The following is a 19,720-nucleotide window of genomic DNA, read 5'->3' on the forward strand; positions in this document are numbered from 1 at the left end:
GGCCGAACAGGCTCACCTGAAACTCCGGGGAGACCAGCAGGTTTTCCGCCGGCGGGGAGAAGTTGCGGCGCGTGCGGCCGGTGCCCCCGCCGAAGCCGGCCTCAGGATCCTGCTGTTCATCGAAAAACGAATCCGGAACGTCGATCGAGCCCTCATCGTCGCGGGCATAGAAGCCCGAGAGCATAACATAGCTGCGGTTCTGGTTACCGTAGCCCAAACGGCCTCCGTAGAGCATGCGCTCGTAGCTCAGCCGGCGAACCGCCTCATCCTCACGCGGGCCGACCGCTCGGGCCGCCCGCCCGCCGGTCACCTCCAGGGTCAGAAGTCCCGGGGTCAGCTCCAGGCGCCCCCCGCGCAGACGCGTCCCGCTCAGGCTGTAGCGCGACCATGACGGGGATACGTCCCCGGCCGACAGGCGCACCCACCGCCAGCTGCCGCTGAATCCGATCTGGTTCATCGACTGGCGCAGGCGCGAGTCGTCGGTGTTGTAGCGAAAACTCAGCCCCGAATCAAAGCCCAGCACCGAAAAATTCGTGGTCGCCGTGGTCACGTTGCCCAGAGGGGCCCGGCGGTTGGCATCGCGGCTGGTGGTGTAGGCGTGCGCTTCAGTCGATACACTTCCGGTTATGTTGAACACCTGGATGTCGGTGTCTCCTACCGTTCCCGTTCCCTGGCCATGGACACTGGTCGTAATAGCCAGTGTCATCACAATCAATAATAAGCATCCCGGTACCAGGCGACGTAGTCCCTCACTGATATAAAACATACCCTCCAGTTGCAAAGAAAATTTCTTGATTCTCACTTGTGTGGACACCAGGATTTAAATGCATACTCAGACTCACCGACCTCATAAAACAGGCACTTGCAGGTAAGATACCGTTTACAAGAATAAATAAAAGTAAAATTTTATTAATGCGGAATTACGCAGTTTTCCTATCCCCTCCTGATTGATTCCGGCACTCCTGAATGAGCCAGTCAAAAACTCCTGCTGCGCATCTTCAAATATTATGAATGTGCATTTTCAAACTTCTGACTGTGTGTATCGGCCACCACTGCATTAAAACCGACTCGCCAATCCTTCAATACATTTCCAGATGGTTAAAGCCGCAAGACGAACGGTCTGGCTGTCAACGTCAAATGCCGGATTGACTTCCGCAATATCTATTGATGTTACATTCGGATTCCTCCCCGCATGCCACGCTGCTTGCAACAATAGTGATTTAGAAATGCCATCCGCACACGGAGCACTAACCCCGGGAGCGACGGATTGATCAACGGCATCCATATCCAGCGTTACAAATAGCGGATAAGCCGCTTCTTCCAGCAGCTCCCTGATTACCGAAATTTCGGTTTCATCCTTGAAGAACGTTTTCCCGTCATTCTCTTTGATATAGTCCAGATGGCTTTTTGAAACGGCATGGGGTTGCAGACCGGCAACATGATAACGACGGCATTTCGTGTCGGGATATCCGAGTATCTGGCGAAACGGGCTGCCTGAATGCCCGGCTCCCTTCTTCAGCGGACGCACATCCGTATGCGCATCCAGGTTCATAATAACATGTGCAATTCCTGCATGCTGATACCCCAGAAAATGGCCATAACTGGTTTCGTGTCCGCCTCCCATGATGATCACCGGTCTCTGCTTTTCAAGCCACGGCTGAATCGTCCTGCCCAGGTTTTCCTGCATGGCCTCCATATTGTCCGATGGGATGTCGCCAAGATCGCGTCCGTTTTTTACTATCGCCGAAAAGCGGTCACAGTTCAGCGCCGGAGGTGTCATCCTGAATAACTGATCCCTGATGAGCCGCGGAGCGGATGCTGCCCCCGGCCGGCCGTTGTTTCTTGCCACACCTTCATCGACCGGACACCCGGCCAGCACAAATGAAGGATCCCCGCTGCCTGTACCCAGTATTTCACCTATCCGTGTATCTTTGTCTTGAACCGTCATATTCTCATCTCTTTCCTTAAAAATTGCCCATTGGTAAAAAAGTTAACCCGTTAACATCCAATACCTTGAAAAAGAGTATTAACCGACGGCATCAGTTACGCTGCCGGGTAACGAGGCACGCACCCTCTGACCATACCCGCGCTGCTGCATCCGGACGAAAATGATACAGCCAATGATTTACGGACTCCGTATCCAGTTCCACAAAATCCGCTTTTTTCCCCGGCTCGACAGAACCGGTAACATTATTCACCCCCAGAGCCCGGGCCGCATAAATCGTCGCCCCTTTGAGTACCTCGGCCGGAGACATGTATTGCAATGTACAAGCGAGGTGCATGGCCATCGGCAGGTGGAATGAAGGAGCAGAACCGGGATTGAAATCGGTCGATACCGCCACAGGAACCCCGGCCTCCATCAGTTTGCGTGCCGGAAGCGGCTCTTTTCTCAGGTACCATGTAGCCAGCGGCAGACTTACCGCGACCGTGCCTGCTTCCCGTATGCTTGTGATTCCCCGGTCTGAAACGCATTCGAGATGGTCGGCGGAAACGGCGCCGACTTTTGCGGCAAGCTCTGCTCCCCCGTTGGCCGTAAGCTGATCGGCGTGAACCTTTGGAATCAGTCCTGCTTTTTTTCCTGCCTCCAGAATTACCTCCCCCTCTTCGATGGTAAAAGCCGGCGCATCTACAAAAACATCACAAAATTCAGCCAGGCCAGCTTCGGTTACCGCCGGAATCATTTCCTCTGTTACAAGGCGGACATACTTCCCCCGCTTATCGCGATATTCCGGCGGGATGGCATGGGCGCCTAAAAATGTACTCATCATCCGGATGGGAAAACTGTTTTTCAGACTGCGATACACCCGCAGCTGCTTAAGTTCGTCCTCCAGAGTGAGGCCGTATCCGCTTTTGCATTCGATGGTGGTGACCCCCAGCCTTACCATCTCTTCAAGGAGCCCTGCGCTCTTCCTGATCAAATCCTGCTCGCTTGTATCACGTGTGGCCGATACCGTGCTGAGTATTCCCCCGCCGGCTGCGGCAATCTCTTCGTAGCTTTTCCCAAGTGACCGCAGTTCAAATTCATCAGGGCGCCAGCCTCCGAAGGCCAGGTGGGTATGACAATCGATCAGTCCGGGAATGACAACCCGTCCTTCAGCATCAAATGACTCATCGGGTTCCGGCAGATCACGATTTCCGGGCAGCTCCCCCTCCGACCCTGCCCATAAAATGACATCTCCCTTCCACAGCAGGGCGGCATTCCGCCGCGGTTTTACGTACTCCTGCCCGCCGTCGTCCGGGCAGATAAAAAGCGTACCTATGTTTTTTAACAGCCGGACCGCCTCGGGGTCAGCCCGGTCTTCCGGCCAGATGATTTCATTGGTGTGTCTGGACTGCAGATACTGATTTCTGGCACTCATATACGATGGTTTTTTTACCTTGCCTGTTTTGCCTGTTTCCTTTCCCTGTTTATTTCAGTTTGCCGGATGCCGATTCGGCGTGCTCCCGGAGCTTCTTCTCTTTCAAAAGCACCTTTCCCCGGTCGATTTCTTCCCGCATGTAGCGGTCCTCCTCGAGGTGGGGAATCTGTGACCGAAGATAGTCGTGGGCTGCCAGCACGCCCCTGCCCGGCTTCAGCGGCTTCCGGAAATCAAGCGCCTGTGCGGCGGTCATGAGTTCGATGGCCAGTATCGTTTCCACATGCTCAAATACCTGAAGCAATTTCAATCCGGATATGCTGCCCATGCTGACATGGTCCTCCTGTCCCAGGCTTGTGGGTATCGAATCTACCGATGCCGGATGGGAGAGAATTTTGTTTTCCGATACCAGCGATGCCGCCGTGTACTGCGGAATCATGAATCCGGAGTTGATACCGGTCTCCTGCATCAGCAGCTTGGGCAGCCCGTCGTGTCCTTCCAGAAGCAAATAGATGCGGCGTTCGGAGATGCTGCCCATTTCCGAAAGCGCAATGGCGGCATAATCCATAGCCAGGGCCAGCGGCTGCCCGTGAAAATTCCCGCCGCTCACAATATCCCCGTTTTCGAGCACCAGCGGATTGTCATTGACCGAATTCAGTTCCGTTTCTATCACATTCCGGGTATGACGGATGGCATCACGGCTTGCTCCATGCACTTGCGGGACGCATCGCAGACAGTAGGGATCCTGCACTTTGCCGCAATGGCGATGGCTGTCAAGTATTTCGCTTTCCTTCAGCAATGACCGGACATTGGCGGCAACATCGGATTGTCCGGGATGGGGCCGCAGACTGTGAATCCGCTCGTCAAACGGCACAATGCTTCCCTGCAGTGCCTCCAGGCTCATAGCGGCGACAAGATCAGCCATGGCAAGAAGGTGGCTGCATTTTTCCATCACCCACGCTCCGCAGGCGGACATCAGCTGCGTGCCGTTGATCAGGGCGAGTCCGTCCTTGGGCTGAAGCGAGATCGGCTCCAGCCCGTGGTCTTTCAGTGCTTTCACTGCATCAACCGGCTTGCGACGGTCTGCGGAAGCGCCCGGGCCTCCATCCCAAAACTCGCCGTATCCGATCAGCGGAAGGGACATATGTGCCAGCGGCGCAAGGTCTCCCGATGCCCCGAGGCTCCCGCGGGACGGTATCACCGGTATGAGATCGTTTTCGGCAAAATAATGCAGCCGGTCAAAGGTCTGCAAAGATACCCCGGAGTATCCCAGTCCAAGGGTATAGAGCTTAAGCTTGAGCATCAGGCGGGAAATTTCAAACGGAAGCGGCGGTCCCACCCCGACGGCGTGACTGAGCAGCAGGTTGGTTTGCAGCTTTGAAAGGTCACCGGCACCAATTTTTTTTCCGGCCAGCGCCCCGAATCCGGTATTGATCCCATAATAGGGCCTGCCGTCTGCAAGTGCGCGGTCAACGACTTCCCGTGATTTCTGAAGAGCACTCCTGCTGCTTTCAGAATTCCGGATCTCCCGGTCCAGATCCTCGTACAAATGCTCCACTCTGATTTTCGATTCCACCATATTCACAAGCTAAATTATGTCATCCGGTCACCCGGCCATCCTGAAACGATGTTGCTGCCGGCTGCTTCTTTACAAGTTACTCATTCTGAATGGACGGCAAGTCCACACCGCGCTCCCTTGCCGTTCGTACGGCCTCCTCATAGCCGGCATCTGCGTGCCGCATGACTCCGGTCCCGGGATCCGCCGTCAAAACGCGCTGAAGTCTCCTTCCGCCGGATCCGGTACCGTCTGCCACACAAACCATTCCGGCGTGTATGGAATAACCGATACCCACTCCGCCTCCGTGATGCAGCGATACCCAGCTGGCGCCGCAGGCCGTGTTGAGCATGGCATTCAGAAGCGGCCAGTCGGCGATGGCATCGGACCCATCCCGCATACCCTCTGTTTCCCTGTTGGGGGATGCGACCGAGCCGGTATCAAGGTGATCCCGTCCGATCACAACCGGCGCCTTCAGCTCTCCCTTCCGGACGAGTTCGTTGAAATGAGCGCCCAGTTCGGCACGTTCGCCATACTCCAGCCAGCAGATACGCGCAGGCAATCCCTGAAAGTGCACCTTTTCACCGGCCTTTCGGATCCAACGAGCCAGGTGATCTTTATCCGGAAATATTTCCAGCACGGCCTGATCAGTGCGCCGGATGTCGTTTGGATCACCTGACAAAGCCGCCCAGCGGAACGGGCCGGCACCTTTGCAGAACAGGGGCCGTATGAATTCCGGAACGAATCCGGGTATCTGAAATGCCTTGTGCATATCCCGGTAATCGGCTACCTGGCCGCGCAGATTGTTTCCATAGTCGAAAACTGCTGATCCTCTTTTTTTGAGTTCCAGCATGGCCTCAACATGCCGTACCATGGAATCCAGAACCTGATGATCATATTTTTCCGGATCCTTGCGTCGAAGTTCACTGGCCTCTTTGAGGGTGTACCCGGAAGGGATGTAGCCTTCTCTGAGATCGTGTGCCGAGGTCTGATCGGTGACGACATCCGGAAGAACGGATGTGTCACCGGATGATCGATTTACAATTCCGGGCATCACATCGGCGATATTTGCGACCAGTCCGACCGAAAGCGGTTTTTTTTCGGCCACGGCACCGGCAACCAGGTCCAGGGCTTCATCGAGGTCGTAGGAAATGCGGTCACAGTATCCGGTTTCCACCCGTTTCCGCACTCTGGATTCATCAACTTCGACAGCCAGGCAGACACCGCCGTTCATGGTCGCCGCAAGAGGCTGGGCTCCCCCCATCCCCCCAAGTCCGGCAGTCAGAACAAACCGGCCGGCCAGGCTGCCCTGAAAATGTTTTTCCGCACAAGCGGCAAATGTTTCATACGTACCCTGCAGAATGCCCTGGGTTCCGATGTAAATCCACGAACCTGCAGTCATTTGTCCGTACATGGTGAGTCCGAGCTCTTCCAGCCGCCGGAATTCTTTCCATGTAGCCCAGCGGGGAACCAGCTGGGAGTTGGAGATCAATACCCTGGGTGCTTCGTCGTGCGTCCGGAACACCCCGACGGGTTTGCCGCTCTGGACAAGCAGCGTCTCGTCATTTTCGAGCCGCTTCAGCGTACGCACAATTTGCCGGTAGCATTCGTGGTTCCGGGCTGCTTTGCCGGTTCCTCCGTAAACGATGAGCTCATCCGGCCTCTCAGCGACTTCCGGGTCGAGATTATTCATCAGCATGCGCAGTGCTGCTTCCTGATGCCAGCCTTTGCATGACAAACCGGAGCCGACCGGTGCGCGAATCGAACTGTCACCCATTTTTTTCTCCCTTTAAATGCAGCAGCCGGTAACCGGCTGCACCGCTGGTAATATAGCTTACTCAATGGCAAGCTGAAAGATGCGCAATAACATACTTGAGTTCTTTCCTTCTTAGAACTACATTTTCTGTTACAAGTACATAGCCGGAACCAGAACACACAACTACAATGACCATGTCAGAAAACTCAGAAAGCAAAAAACTGCAGCAGTACCTCAGTTCGAGAAGATCGTTTTTGAAAAAAGCGGGCCTTTTATCGGGCGCGGGTTTGATATTACCGGCCGGACTCACATCTGCATCCGGCCACAGTGCTGACGCCGCACCGGGCAGTGCTTCTGCGGCAATCGCCGGCAACGGAAACACACCCGGTTCAGCCGGAAGAATGGTGCGAATCCGCGGCAAGGTGACTTCACAGGATGGCGGCATTCAGGGCGTTGCTGTTACTGACGGTCTCCGCATAACCGAAACCGATTCCGGCGGGGCCTACGAGCTGGTCTCCGACGGGCGCCGGCCGTTTGTGTACATCTCCATCCCGGCCGGATACCGCATTCCGACCAACCCTACAGGAACGGCACGATTTTATCACAAAATTGAGCCCGGTTCCAATGGTGAGATGACCGCATCGTTTGAGCTTGAATCCGATCCCGCTGACAGGGATAATCATCGTTTTTTGCTGCTTGCTGATCCGCAGACCGAAAATGAATATGAGGTTGAGCGTTTTCACTCGGAAACCGTACCGGACATCCAAAAACTGATCCGCAACAGCGGCGATGATGTCCCTCTTTTCGGAATGGGTTGCGGGGACATCATGTTCGACAATCTTGAACTGTTTCCGGAGTACGAAAAAGCGGTAAAAAAAACGGGTATCCCCTTTTTCCAGGTTCTCGGAAACCATGACATCCTCTTTGATGTGCGTTCAACCGAAGCATCATATGAAGTCTTCAAGGAATATTTCGGGCCGGCTTATTATTCTTTCAGCATCGGCGAGGTTCATTACGTGGTATTGAACAATATTTTCTGGTATGGTGCGGGCTATGTCGGCTATCTGGACAAGGACCAGCTGGACTGGCTCGAGGCTGATCTTGCACGAATTGAACCGGGTAAAACGGTCATTGTTGCCATGCATATACCGGCCGAGAGCAAGCAGTACAGCCGGTTTGATGACGACAGTCCGTCACCGCGACTTTCCGTATCCAACCGCCACGAACTGTATCGCATTCTTGAGCCGTACAATGCCCATATCCTGTCGGCTCATACCCATGAAAGCGAACATGTCTTTGAAGGGGGCGTCCATGAGCACATTCACGGCACGGTTTGCGGTGCCTGGTGGACCGGGCCGATCTGTTTTGACGGCACACCGAACGGATATGGTGTCTACGAGGTCAGGGGCAGCGAACTGAGGTGGCACTACAAGTCGACCGGCTACGACAGCGACCACCAGATCAAGGTTTACAAGCGCGGAGCAGATCCCGAAGCGCCCGGAGAGATTCTGGCGAATGTCTGGGACTGGGATCCGGAGTGGAAGGTGTACTGGTACGAGAACGGAACCCGGCGTGGCCGGATGGCCCGGCGCAGAGGCTACGACCCGCTGGCCGTTGAACTCTTTGACGGTCCGGACAAACCGGAGCGGCGAACCTGGGTCAATGCTGTTCCCACCGACCATATGTTTTACGCTCCTGTTCCTGAAAACGGCCGGGATGTTGTTGTAGAGGCCGTCAGCCGGCACGGGAAAACCTACTCCGCCCGAATTGATTAATCACACAAGTTTTTTGGTGAAGAGTGTGGCATATTTCATTCCCAGACTTCACCGCTGCACACAACACATTGCAATATCATCTCTGTTGCAAACGTCAGTTCTGAACAGGGGATGTATTACTTGCTCCGCCAGAACCGGCAGAGTTAAAATTTCTATCCCGGTCCGGAAACAGCTTTTATTCGAATGCAGTTACATCAAAATTTGTTCTGATAGTACCGGCGCACGCAGTATGGAAGATGTGCTGCTCCACTAAAAACCCTTAAGTCACGCATCATGTAAAACACCCTGAATCTGACTATTAACTGAATCCATTATAATTAACAAAGCAAAGAGGTTCTGAATGGTTACCGAAAAAACGATCAGAGATCTTATTCAAAAGAACGGAAAGCGCAAGATTACCATAACCTTGCCAACTGAAAAAGTCGGAGACAAACGACAGCAAAACCCTATCAGATTCAAAAACCTCTTAAATGAGACGTTGCAAAAGCTGACAGCCGAAGGCATGAAAGAAGATGATGCCAATACGTTTTTGCAACCTGCCAAAGAACTTCTTGGACAACCGCTGTTCTGGTCCGGCATGGAGCAGGGAATGGTTGTTTATTTGGCAGAAGATTATTTCGAGATATTCAAAGTGCCATATGATATCAGGGAAATGACTTATGTTCATGACCATTTCCGGATTACACCGCTTATGCCGATGATAAGCACCAACGGAAGCTTTTGTGTGCTCGCTGTTGGTCAGGAAAACCCCCGGCTGCTCCGGTGCACCCGAACCAACGTGAAGGACATTACACCGGAGGACGTTCCCGAGAGCCTTAAAACCTGGGTCGGGCAAAAACCGGAACAGCAGGTACAGTTTCACACCGGAAGTAGTGAAGGTGACGGCGCCATTTATTTCGGACATGGTGCTACAGAAGAAGACCATAAGGAACTTGTTCAGGGTTTTCTGCGCGACGTGGAACGGCCGGTGACAAAAAAGATGAAGCAGATCAACGATCCGCTGGTACTGGCCGGCACGGAACCCAATCTTCCCATTTACAAAAAAATCAACAAGTACTCGCGGATCCTGGAGGATGCCGTCGACCGGAACCCAAACGGCATCAGCGACATACAGCTCAGGGACATGAGCTGGAATGTGGTCAGGGACTACTTCCTCAGCGAAATGTACGAATACATGGAAACCTACCGTGAGGGATCCAGCGATTATATTTCCCGGGATCTTACCGAGGTGATCACTTCCACGGTGATGGGTAAATCGGCAGCCATTTTCATCACAAAAGACCTGGTCCGCTGGGGTAAATATGACGAAGAACAGCATAAGGTGTTTTTCAATAACGCTCCGGCCAACAGCGACCTTGACCTGATGAACTGGCTGACCATGAAAGGGATAGAGACCGGCAGCAAAGTATATATCCTTTCCGGTGAGGAAATGCCGGACAATTCCGAAGTGGCGGCATTGTTCCGGTACTAAGCTGCTGTCAGCTAACCAACTGCATTCAACGGGGCATTCTCCGGACTGCTATTTCAATCCGGCGGATGCCTCGTTTACGTTCAGGACGTGGTCTCCTACCTTTTCAAGCCTGTTGATAAAATCGAGGTAGTAAATACCGGCACGCACATCATAGTCCTTTCGTTCAAGCCGCCGGAAGTGAGCCTGGCGCAGTTCGTCACGCAGAGCATCGATTTTTTCTTCCATGAGCTTGGCTTTTTCCATGTCCACCAGTCCGTATTCGCCAGCCAAATTTTCTCGCATCAGCTGCAAGGCATCCTGCACCAGCTGCATCATATCCCTGATCTCCTCAAGAGCACTTTCCGGAAACCCGATGCCTTCAGACACCATCCGGTCATAGGTACGCGATATCTGATAGTAAAGATCCGCAATCCGCTCAAGATCATTGACCATGCGCATCATACTGCGGACCCTGCGTGATGATGTTCGTGACAGGTTGAACTCGGTGACATTGGTAAGATACTGCGAGACCTCCAGCTCGATCCGGTCTGTTATCTCTTCCCGCCGTTTGATTTTGTCCAGAAAACCCTGATGTTTTTCCTTGCCCTTGAAAAAGAGGCCGTATGTACTGAAGCTGATTTTTTCGGTAACCCGGGCGAGGACCTCCACCTCTTTGTAGGCCTCATCTATCGACAGCTCGGCGGTAGGCATCAGTCCGCCGCTTATATACTTCAGTGTCTTCTGCTCATCCTCCTTTCCGCGGGATGGCTGCAGCCATATTACCAGCCGTATCAGCAACGGGACAAATCCGAAAAGCAGGAGAACATTCAGCACATTAAAGGTCGTGTGAAACAGGGACAGACCGATGGTGGCGTTAATTCTGGCCTCCGGCGAGTCATCCAGCACCGAAAGCTGTGCCGGACTGAAATTGATCACCATGTAATCCACAAACTTGAGGAAAAACGGCAGCATCAGCAGCATCCAGATAACGCCGATCAGGTTAAAAAACAGGTGGAAGCGGGCTGCCCTTTTGGCATGCACATTACCAATCAATGCCGCGATGTTGGCTGTTATCGTTGTTCCGATGTTCTCCCCGAGAATCATGGCTGCGGCAATAGGGAAGTTAATCCAGCCCTGTGCCAGCATGACCAGTGTAATTGCCGTTGCAGCGCTTGACGATTGTGTAATAAGAGTGAGGAGTGTACCGACCATGACGAATATCAGCGTGGACCCGAATCCGTAGTCGGTAAATCTGTCCAGAAAAGCGAAAATCTGAGGATTTTCTTCAATATCAGGCACCGAATCCTTAATAAACTCAAGGCCGATAAAAAGAATACCAAAGCCGATCATCGCTTCGGCAACGTGGCGCAGCTTGGTATTGCGCACAAAAAGAAAAGGGAAAAAGATGCCGATCAGACTTACGGCAACCGGGGTAATCTGAAACCGGAACCCGAATACCGATACCATCCATGCCGTAACCGTGGTACCGATATTTGCCCCCATGATCACACCGGTCGACTCAAGAAACGTCAGCAGTCCGGCATTCACAAAACTGACCACCATGACAGTAGTCGTCGTCGAAGACTGCGTGACCGTTGTTGCGGCAAAACCTGTTGCGATACCGGTCACCCGGTTTGTAGTCATCCCCTTGAGGATTCCCCTCAGCCTGCCGCCGGCAACCTTCTGCAGCCCTTCGCTGAAAATCTTCATCCCGTAGATAAAAATCCCCAGTGAGCCTATCAGCTGCAGAAAATCAAAAAATGTATATGTCATACCTGCAATTCATTGCCGGCCACCATCCTGATACGAATGACGCCCGGTTTGTTAATCGCCCGGATTAAGCCGGTCCTGCCAATAGTCTGAGTCTGTTAAAGAATGCTATTTATACAATTACTTCAGAAAGAACTGCAAATTACATGAATATCACATAAAGACTCACTGATAAACGGCATGAAAGATAAGCATCCCGGAGGGCAATCCGCAAAACTGAATCTTAAAACTGACAGAATTTCAATTCGGGGTCAGTTTCAAGCCGGCGGACACAGTCCTAAACTGCATGGTCTGTATTAAGGAAACATCATTTTTTTATTACTGCAATGTTTCCTTCTGGTACCGATGGTCCGGGTCTGACTTCTGCGGATTATTTCATAACAATTCGATAACACACCGGTAACACAGCGGTAACATCTTCTGATTAACATTCATTTGGTGTCAGGAATCACCTATCGAAACTCTGTGCTCATGGCACAGTATTCCTGCAATCTGTACAAAACAGCAATGCAATCAAAAAAAAACAGCAAGTCATCATAACAAATATGAATCAACTACAACCAGTGGCATTATTGACCTTCCTTGCCCTTTTGGTGTTTTCATGCGGCAATGGCAATAACGGAACTCCCGGCCAGCTTCAGGAAGAAGGCAGAAGTGACCGGTCAGGAAGAATGGGTATTATTGGTGCCGGTGCTACTTTTCCGGCCCCGCTGATAACAGCAATGGCAGATGACTACCGCGACCTTACTGAAGGCAGGGTTACGGTGAACTATCAGTCGATCGGTTCGGGAGGTGGCATCCGTCAGTTCATGGAACAAACCGTAATGTTTGGCATGAGCGAAGCATACCTGTCTGATGACGTTATGTCGAATATTGAACAGGCAACCGGTGGAAAGGCATTTAACCTGCCGATAACGCTGGCAGATGTCGTCCCGACGTATAATCTGCCCGGTATCGATAAAGGCCTTGTGTTCAGCGGAGAGCTGCTGGTCGAAATTTATATGGGTGACATCACGCGCTGGAATGACCCCAAAATAAAAGAGCTGAACCCGGATATTGATCTGCCTGATCTCCCGATCACAGTGGTTCACCGTTCCGATGGTTCGGGTACAACGAACGTATGGACCAGCTTTCTCAGCCGGGTTTCTGACCGGTGGCGCTCCCAGGTTGGGTATGCAACGAGTGTAGGCTGGCCGACTGGCATCGGCGGTAACGGCAATGAAGGTGTTGCCGGTGCGGTGCAGAATACACGCGGGGCCATAGGTTACAACAGTTTTGCTTATGCTTTGCTGAATGACATGACCTACGGCTCCGTCGTCAACGCTGCCGGAAATGTGATCGAGCCCAGCTTTGAGGCCACTACAGAAGCAGCCAACATTGACCTGCCGGAAGATACACGCATCCTGTTCACCAATACTCCGGCTGAGTATGGCTATCCGATTGCCGGATTTGCCTGGATGCTGGTCTATGAAAACCTTGACGCCAATAATGCCATCCGGGGCAAAAAAGAGGCAGAGGAGCTGATCCGGTTTTTAATCTGGTCTATCACCGACGGACAGGAGCTCTCGGAGTCACTGGGCTTTGCCCGGCTTCCGGAATCAGCATTGGAACGAAACTATGAGATGATACGGCAGCTCAGATGGCAGGGAGAAACCATCGGCAGCGACCTTCTGGATGAGCATATGGCTGATGACGAATTCTTGACTGCTGATGGTATCACTGAATAACCGCAGCAACAGCATTATCTGCATGCTTTACGACAGCGAGTCCATCCGCCCGCAAGGCATGCAGCCATATTAAAACAACCACCCTAATAGGCAATGGAAACAGAATCACCTGAAAGTAACACAACCGGGAATCTGCACAAGTGGCAGCCCGCTGCGATCTATCAATGGCTCGGAGACCGGATTTTTGCTGTTATAGTCGTCTTGCTTGGTATTACCATCATTGGCCTGGCCCTGGCAATGGCCTTCGTGCTTTTCAGTGAAGGCTATCTTGCCATCCGGCAGTTCGGCTTTATCGGTTTTGTGACCGGAAGCACGTGGGACCCTGCGGTCCGGATGACATTCGGTGCTCTGCCCTTTTTTTTCGGTACAATAGTTACAAGTTTCGCAGCCCTTCTGATAGCTTTCTTCCCCGCCCTGGCGGTGGCCATTTTTTCTGCTGAATATGCGCCAAGATGGCTTGCCGGCATCATAGACAACCTGATTCAGCTCATTGCCGCCATTCCGAGTGTGGTCGTCGGCATCTGGGGTATTTTCGTACTTGCCCCCTGGCTCAGGGATACGGTCTACCTTCCGATTGACTCCTGGGCTGCTGCTAATTACCCGTCTCTGCTGCCCGTCCTTGGCAATCCGATGGGATATGGAATAGCCACAGCAACCATCGTACTGGCTCTTATGATCGTTCCCTATACGACGGCTCTTGCCAGGGATGCAATCAAATCTGTACCTGTCGAACAGCGTGAAGCCAGCAGGGCTCTCGGCGCAACCCGGTGGGAAGTTATACGCATGGCGGTTCTGCCTTATGCCCGCGGCGGGATTCTTGCCGGTGCCATCCTTTCTCTCGGACGTGCTATAGGTGAAACAATGGCGGTTGCCATGCTGATAGGAAATAAAAACACGCTTCCGTTTTCCATTTTCGGTGCAGGTGCAACCATGCCGTCCGTCATCGTCAATGAATTTCGCGAAGCCGTTGAAAGCCTGCATCTGTCAAGCCTCATGGCCATCGGCTTTACCCTGTTCATCATTGCACTGATAGTAAACCTGATAGCGGCCTACCTGACCCGGAAGTTTTCAATTACTGGAGGTCAGACGGTATGAGAACGCTGCTGCAAAGAAACATACGCGACCGGATAATGGAGTCACTGCTGGTTCTGAGTACCATCATTGTGCTGCTTCCGCTGGTCATCATCATCATTCACGTCGTTGTTAACGGAATCAGCGCCCTGAACTGGGAGTTTTTCACCGAGGAACTGGGATCACCTTCAAGGGCGATACAGGGACGTCCGACCGGACTTGTACATACCATAATCGGCACCTTGGTGGTGGATTTCATGGCGCTGATAATCGCTGTGCCTATCGGCATAGGAGCCGGTATCATGCTTTCCGAGTATCCGGATCACAAACTTAATCCTACTCTGAGGATTATGAACGATACACTGAACGGTATGCCGGCCATACTCAAAGGTCTGCTGGCTTTTGTACTCATTGTAAAACCTATGGGTACATTTTCCGGACTGGCAGGTGGTGTTGCCCTGGCTTTTGTGATGCTTCCGATTATAGCCCGGACAACCGAAAGCTCACTGATGGCCATTCCATGGTCAATTCGTGAAGCGGGACTGGCTATCGGGCTGCCGAGGTGGCGGGTTGTATTGTCAACGGTCATGCCGGCAGCAAAGTTCGGACTTGTGACCGGCACCCTGATCGCATTTGCAAGAGCGGCCGGTGAAGCAGCGCCCCTGCTGTTCACGTCATTTGGCAATAATTACCTCCCGAATCACTGGTTTGGATTTATCCTCAATCCGGTGGACACATTGCCGCAACGACTCTACAGCCTGGCCATCAGCCCGTACACACATTGGCACTCAATGGGCTGGGCTGCTGCCATAGTGCTGCTTGTCTTTGTCATTCTCTGCTTTGCCGCAGCCAGATTTATTACCAGAAAAAAAACAACGTAACCAGGGCAAAATGAATATGTTTAATATGATGACCTCGCGGTTTCAAAACTTTCAGATTCTGAATATGAAAACAGATAAAGCGCCTGCCTCTGTGCCTCAGACCGGCGGCGTATCTCAGAAAGCTCCTTCTTCATCTTCAACTGGAAAAGTGAGGATGCAAACGCACGACCTGACGGTGAAATATGGCACCAACATTGGTGTACAGAATGTAAGCCTGCCCATATACTCGAATAAGGTTCTTGCTCTGATCGGCCCGTCCGGATGCGGAAAAACCACCTACCTCCGGGCTCTGAACCGCATGCATGACCTAACCCGGGGAGCAACTGTAACCGGCAAGGTAATTCTGGACGGAAAAAACATCTATGAACCGGACGCTAATCCGGTAATCATCCGGCGCCGGATCGGAATGGTCTTTCAGAAGCCAACCCCGTTTCCGACCATGTCCATTTATGACAATGTGGTTGCCGGCCTGAAGCTTGTGGGCATCCGAAAAAAAAGTATTCTGGATGACGTATGTGAAAGGGCGTTGAAACAAGCGGCTCTGTTTGATGAAGTAAAGGACCGGCTTCGAAGTCCGGGTGCGGGTTTGTCCGGCGGACAGCAGCAGCGGCTTTCAATAGCCCGCGCACTGGCAGTAGATCCCGAGGTAATACTTATGGACGAACCTACCAGTTCACTTGATCCGCAGTCTACAAGCCGGATTGAAGATTTGATCCAGGAACTGAAAAAACACGTTACGATCGTTATCGTCACACACAATATGCAGCAGGCGGCCCGGGTATCGGATCAAACGGCTTTTTTCTATGTCGGTAACCTTGTGGAAACCGGGCCCACCAACACGCTCTTTACCAATCCGAAGGAAACCAGAACGGAAGATTATATCACCGGCCGGTTTGGTTGAGCCGCAAATTCCCCAGATAACCCGCTTTTCAGCTTCATACATATGCCAGATACTGAATAAGGTCTAAAATATATGAATCCAGCTGATATTTGAGCAGAGCAGTAATATCCAAGCCACCTTTACCGACAGATAACACGATCCGGAGATATCATTTATGCGTACAGCATTTGAAAAATCTTTAAAAGAGCTTCAGGCTGAGCTGTTTGACATGGCGGCCATGGTCAATAATGCCGTGGAGCGTTCTGTTGACGCCCTGAAGAATCGTGATGTGGAACATGCCGGGCAAATAAAGAATGATGACATCCACATCAACAACATGCGCTGGAAAATTGAGGAGCAATGCATTCAGCTTATAGCCACACAACAGCCTGTTGCCACTCACCTGAGACAGATTATTGCTGTGCTCAACATCATTACCGAACTTGAACGAATGGGGGATCATGCCGAAGGTATTGCAAAGATCGTCATTAAACTGAACGGGGAATCTCCTGTCAAACCACTGATAGACATCCCCCGAATGGCTCAGATTTCCACCGAAATGATCTCCGGGTCACTCCATGCCTTTTCTGAACGGGATATTGACAAAGCCCGGAAAATCATTCTCCGTGATGATGAGGTGGACGAACTGTATCACCAGATACTCCGGGAACTTATTTCCATAATGATTGAGGATCCCCGGACCATTACCCGATGCACCTATCTTATGTGGACAGCCCACAACCTCGAGCGGATTGCAGACCGTGTCACCAATATTTGTGAACGCATCATTTTCCTTGTAACGGGCGAAGTAAAGGAAAACATCAAAAGGGATAAATGAACAGGCCGGAATGAAGTAATCATTGCTGTTTATTGGATTGCCATGATCACATATGGGATCGCCTTGATTACATATTGGATTGCCATGATCGTATTTGATATTTTGTCAGCCCCGCAGTTTGCCACATGTAAAGCAATCCATGCAAAACAAACGATCAGTCGCCTTTGGCCACTTCCCGAGAATCAGGATTCAGGATGGTGAACACCTGCTCTGGAATCCGTTAAAAAAGCAAGCTTTTCGTCAACGGCCTGAAGAACGGGTCCGCCTGCAGTTACTGGAATATCTCATTCTTCAAAGCAGCATACCGACCAGCCGTATTGCAACTGAGACTGCGGTTCCTTCCCGCTATTCACGCGGACGAACAGACATTTTGTGCCACGACCCGGATTTTCAGCCCTGGCTGCTGATCGAATGCAAAGCCGATAATGTTAAAATCGGGCCAAAAACCGCACTTCAGTCCGCACATTACAACAGGCACATCAGCGCTCCGTACATCATGATGTCCAACGGGATACAGGACCTACTCTTTGACATGTCACCGAAACCTGTTGCGCTGGAACCTTCCGGCTATCCGCCCGAAATCAAACCCGGATTTCCCTTCACGTCCATGGAACCATCTTACTGGACCGGGCGCGGATTCCTGCCTGAAAATATGGATTCAGATGCGGCATCCGCACTTTCAGCCCTGCTCTGCCACCTGTTTCATCAGTCCGGAGAATCCCGGTCCTACCTTACTCTGAATGCCCCTCATGAAAGCAAGGTGTACACACATTTTTATCTGCTGACCAATGCTCCCGGTTCACCTGATTCACTTTTGGCATTTACTGTGATGGCTGCAGGTCCCGGCGATGCCGTCATTGTTGCCGCCGGCAACCGCCGCAAAAAAATCACCGGCATTCTGACCATCGCCATTGATCAGAGCGGCACATTTCACTCACCGGAATTGATTATGGCTGAAAACGACAATATTATCACTCCTGATATCTCTCCGGTTGAACAGATATGCCTGGAGCCGTCATCTGCACGAGCCGGCAAACCGGCTGAAAACATTATACCAAAACTTGCGCGGGCACTCGAAGAACTCCTGCTTCACGGCAAATAATCACCTTTCAGTCACCGGATGCAACGTGCACCTGCAGCCGTGCTTCAGTAACTATCCGGAAAGCAATCACTAACCTGCCAAGAACGAAATCAGCATCTATTAATAACGCTGTCAGCAACAATCAAGAACTTAAACATTACACATTATGAGCACCGATCCTGACAAGAAAATTTCTGAAATGTATTCCGGACACCGGCAGAATCTGATGAGTCTGTTCAGGGAGTTTCCATCCGATGTTATCTTTCTCAAAGGCGGATCTGTTGCTCACCGTTACGACACAGACTTCGAATATCCCTTCCGCCAGGAATCAAATTTTCTGTACCTCACAGGTATTGAGGAGCCTGATATGGCGGCTCTGTTTGACTGTAAAAGCGGAGAGTACCGGCTCATTATCCCCCGGAGAGATGCTCAGTTTGCGGTATGGATGGGATACGTCAGATCAGCGGATGAGTATGCTGTAATGTATGGTCCTGATCATATCATGTACAATGATGAAGTGCCGGACTGGCTCAAGAAAAGACAGCCGGGTACCGTTCACTGCCTGCCGGATGCTGAAGGTGATATCCGTCAGTTAGGATTAAAATCCGACACCGGTCATCTGAAAGATGCCCTTGCCTATTGCAGGGCAATCAAGTCAGAAGGCGAAATCGATTGTCTGCGCAGATCTGCCGCGGTTGCAAACCAGGCACATCTCGATCTCATGCATACCGTATTTCCCGGGATGTACGAATATGAGCTGAAGGCGGTTTTTGACCGGCATACTACACAAAGCGGACATTTACACGATCCCTACTCAGGAATATTTGCATCCGGGCCCGGTTCCGCCATTCTGCATTACACCGGAAAAAACCGCATGCTGCAGGATGGAGAGCTGTTCCTGGTTGATGCCGGTACCGAGTACAGGGGCTATGCCTCAGATATCACACGAACCTATCCCGTGAACGGATCATTTACCCCGATTCAGGCAGAACTCTATGACATTGTTCTCGAAGCTCAGAATACGGCTTTGAATCAGATACGGCCGGGTCAGAAAATGGAGGATATTCATCTCTCTGCGGCACGTATCATAATTGAAGGTCTCCGCGATGCGGGAATCGTGACCGGAGAAACGGAGGAACTAATGGAAAAAAATGTTTTCGCCTTGTTTTTCCCCCATGGTCTCGGACACCTGATGGGGCTGGACACTCACGATGTCGGTGGCTATCCGAAAGGGACGGAAAAAATCGACCGTCCCGGATTGCGGTTTTTGAGGGCCCGGCGAACGATGGAGCCCGGTATGGTGCTGACCATAGAGCCCGGACTCTACTTCATCCCTGCATTGCTTGAACCAGCTTTTGCTGATGACAAATACTCCCCCCATCTGAACCAAAAAAAACTGAAGGAGCTCTTCGGCTTCGGCGGTATCCGCATCGAGGATAATGTGCTTGTCCGGGATGACGGAATTGAAAACATGACCAACGTACCCAAATCCAGAAAAGAGATTGAACACGTCATGAACAGATGACAGTCGGTGCTCATTTTCGTAAATTGTCTTATTCGATCACCATCCGCTCATCACC

General features: G+C 51.8%; 15 protein-coding genes. 9 read left to right on the top strand and 6 right to left on the bottom strand.

Annotated features, from left to right (window positions below; all coding sequences use genetic code 11):
• The 5 genes from NATSA_RS02310 to hutU form a co-directional block, all read right to left on the bottom strand.
• The coding region (locus NATSA_RS02310) for a hypothetical protein (protein WP_210510074.1) at positions 1 to 802 on the bottom strand (802 nt) is incomplete at its 3' end.
• 255 nt (positions 803 to 1,057) lie between these two features.
• Positions 1,058 to 1,948 (bottom strand): formimidoylglutamase, encoded by an 891-nt coding sequence (locus NATSA_RS02315; protein WP_210510076.1) that lies wholly within the window; start codon positions 1,946 to 1,948, stop codon positions 1,058 to 1,060.
• 91 nt (positions 1,949 to 2,039) lie between these two features.
• Positions 2,040 to 3,359, bottom strand: coding sequence for an imidazolonepropionase (gene hutI / locus NATSA_RS02320; protein ID WP_210510078.1), 1,320 nt, complete (start codon positions 3,357 to 3,359; stop codon positions 2,040 to 2,042).
• A gap of 49 nt (positions 3,360 to 3,408) precedes the next feature.
• On the bottom strand, positions 3,409 to 4,935 hold the full coding sequence (gene hutH, locus NATSA_RS02325; RefSeq protein WP_210510080.1) for a histidine ammonia-lyase: 1,527 nt from the start codon (positions 4,933 to 4,935) through the stop codon (positions 3,409 to 3,411).
• Positions 4,936 to 5,011: 76 nt separating this feature from the next.
• Positions 5,012 to 6,688: a urocanate hydratase gene (hutU, locus tag NATSA_RS02330; protein ID WP_210510082.1), complete on the bottom strand. Its 1,677-nt coding sequence runs from the start codon at positions 6,686 to 6,688 to the stop codon at positions 5,012 to 5,014.
• Between the two features lie 173 nt (positions 6,689 to 6,861).
• On the opposite strand from hutU, the gene NATSA_RS02335 reads away from it, so the two are divergent.
• Together NATSA_RS02335 and NATSA_RS02340 are read left to right on the top strand one after the other, a co-directional pair.
• Complete coding sequence (locus tag NATSA_RS02335) at positions 6,862 to 8,442, top strand: calcineurin-like phosphoesterase C-terminal domain-containing protein (protein WP_210510084.1); 1,581 nt, start codon at positions 6,862 to 6,864, stop codon at positions 8,440 to 8,442.
• 340 nt (positions 8,443 to 8,782) lie between these two features.
• Positions 8,783 to 9,913: a baeRF7 domain-containing protein gene (locus NATSA_RS02340; RefSeq protein ID WP_210510086.1), complete on the top strand. Its 1,131-nt coding sequence runs from the start codon at positions 8,783 to 8,785 to the stop codon at positions 9,911 to 9,913.
• A gap of 48 nt (positions 9,914 to 9,961) precedes the next feature.
• On the opposite strand, the gene NATSA_RS02345 is transcribed toward NATSA_RS02340, so the two are convergent.
• Positions 9,962 to 11,665 carry a Na/Pi cotransporter family protein gene (locus NATSA_RS02345; protein WP_210510088.1) on the bottom strand — a complete coding sequence of 568 codons (1,704 nt, stop codon included), beginning with the start codon at positions 11,663 to 11,665 and terminating at the stop codon, positions 9,962 to 9,964.
• Between the two features lie 542 nt (positions 11,666 to 12,207).
• Here NATSA_RS02345 and pstS point away from each other — a divergent pair.
• The 7 genes from pstS to NATSA_RS02380 all read left to right on the top strand — a co-directional run bounded on the left by pstS (position 12,208) and on the right by NATSA_RS02380 (position 19,665).
• The gene (pstS, locus tag NATSA_RS02350) at positions 12,208 to 13,389 is read left to right on the top strand and encodes a phosphate ABC transporter substrate-binding protein PstS (protein ID WP_210510090.1); all 1,182 of its coding nucleotides are present in this window, start codon (positions 12,208 to 12,210) and stop codon (positions 13,387 to 13,389) included.
• A 93-nt stretch (positions 13,390 to 13,482) separates the two neighbouring features.
• Positions 13,483 to 14,484 (top strand): phosphate ABC transporter permease subunit PstC, encoded by a 1,002-nt coding sequence (gene pstC, locus NATSA_RS02355; protein ID WP_210510092.1) that lies wholly within the window; start codon positions 13,483 to 13,485, stop codon positions 14,482 to 14,484.
• Positions 14,481 to 15,341, top strand: coding sequence for a phosphate ABC transporter permease PstA (gene pstA, locus NATSA_RS02360; RefSeq protein WP_210510093.1), 861 nt, complete (start codon positions 14,481 to 14,483; stop codon positions 15,339 to 15,341). The genes pstC and pstA overlap by 4 nt, the downstream gene beginning before the upstream one ends.
• 154 nt (positions 15,342 to 15,495) lie before the next feature.
• Complete coding sequence (gene pstB, locus NATSA_RS02365; protein ID WP_210510755.1) at positions 15,496 to 16,242, top strand: phosphate ABC transporter ATP-binding protein PstB; 747 nt, start codon at positions 15,496 to 15,498, stop codon at positions 16,240 to 16,242.
• Positions 16,243 to 16,396: 154 nt separating this feature from the next.
• Entirely contained in the window at positions 16,397 to 17,059 is a 663-nt protein-coding gene (phoU, locus tag NATSA_RS02370) for a phosphate signaling complex protein PhoU (protein ID WP_210510094.1), read from the top strand.
• Between the two features lie 139 nt (positions 17,060 to 17,198).
• Positions 17,199 to 18,161 (top strand): type I restriction enzyme HsdR N-terminal domain-containing protein, encoded by a 963-nt coding sequence (locus NATSA_RS02375; RefSeq protein ID WP_210510096.1) that lies wholly within the window; start codon positions 17,199 to 17,201, stop codon positions 18,159 to 18,161.
• Between the two features lie 145 nt (positions 18,162 to 18,306).
• On the top strand, positions 18,307 to 19,665 hold the full coding sequence (locus tag NATSA_RS02380) for an aminopeptidase P family protein (protein WP_246481630.1): 1,359 nt from the start codon (positions 18,307 to 18,309) through the stop codon (positions 19,663 to 19,665).
• The last annotated feature ends 55 nt before the right edge of the window (positions 19,666 to 19,720 follow it).

It is taken from the genome of Natronogracilivirga saccharolytica (genome assembly GCF_017921895.1).
Taxonomy (GTDB): domain Bacteria; phylum Bacteroidota; class Rhodothermia; order Balneolales; family Natronogracilivirgulaceae; genus Natronogracilivirga; species Natronogracilivirga saccharolytica.

Excerpts from the sequence above, each read along its gene's own strand:
- pstB (WP_210510755.1), top strand. The coding sequence starts at position 15,496 with ATGCAAACGCACGACCTGACGGTGAAATATGGCACCAACATTGGTGTA.
- NATSA_RS02315 (WP_210510076.1), bottom strand. The coding sequence starts at position 1,948 with ATGACGGTTCAAGACAAAGATACACGGATAGGTGAAATACTGGGTACA.
- hutI (WP_210510078.1), bottom strand. The coding sequence starts at position 3,359 with ATGAGTGCCAGAAATCAGTATCTGCAGTCCAGACACACCAATGAAATC.
- NATSA_RS02345 (WP_210510088.1), bottom strand. The coding sequence starts at position 11,665 with ATGACATATACATTTTTTGATTTTCTGCAGCTGATAGGCTCACTGGGG.
- NATSA_RS02340 (WP_210510086.1), top strand. The coding sequence starts at position 8,783 with ATGGTTACCGAAAAAACGATCAGAGATCTTATTCAAAAGAACGGAAAG.
- phoU (WP_210510094.1), top strand. The coding sequence starts at position 16,397 with ATGCGTACAGCATTTGAAAAATCTTTAAAAGAGCTTCAGGCTGAGCTG.
- pstC (WP_210510092.1), top strand. The coding sequence starts at position 13,483 with ATGGAAACAGAATCACCTGAAAGTAACACAACCGGGAATCTGCACAAG.
- pstA (WP_210510093.1), top strand. The coding sequence starts at position 14,481 with ATGAGAACGCTGCTGCAAAGAAACATACGCGACCGGATAATGGAGTCA.
- pstS (WP_210510090.1), top strand. The coding sequence starts at position 12,208 with ATGAATCAACTACAACCAGTGGCATTATTGACCTTCCTTGCCCTTTTG.
- NATSA_RS02380 (WP_246481630.1), top strand. The coding sequence starts at position 18,307 with ATGAGCACCGATCCTGACAAGAAAATTTCTGAAATGTATTCCGGACAC.
- hutU (WP_210510082.1), bottom strand. The coding sequence starts at position 6,688 with ATGGGTGACAGTTCGATTCGCGCACCGGTCGGCTCCGGTTTGTCATGC.
- NATSA_RS02335 (WP_210510084.1), top strand. The coding sequence starts at position 6,862 with ATGTCAGAAAACTCAGAAAGCAAAAAACTGCAGCAGTACCTCAGTTCG.
- NATSA_RS02375 (WP_210510096.1), top strand. The coding sequence starts at position 17,199 with ATGCAAAACAAACGATCAGTCGCCTTTGGCCACTTCCCGAGAATCAGG.
- hutH (WP_210510080.1), bottom strand. The coding sequence starts at position 4,935 with ATGGTGGAATCGAAAATCAGAGTGGAGCATTTGTACGAGGATCTGGAC.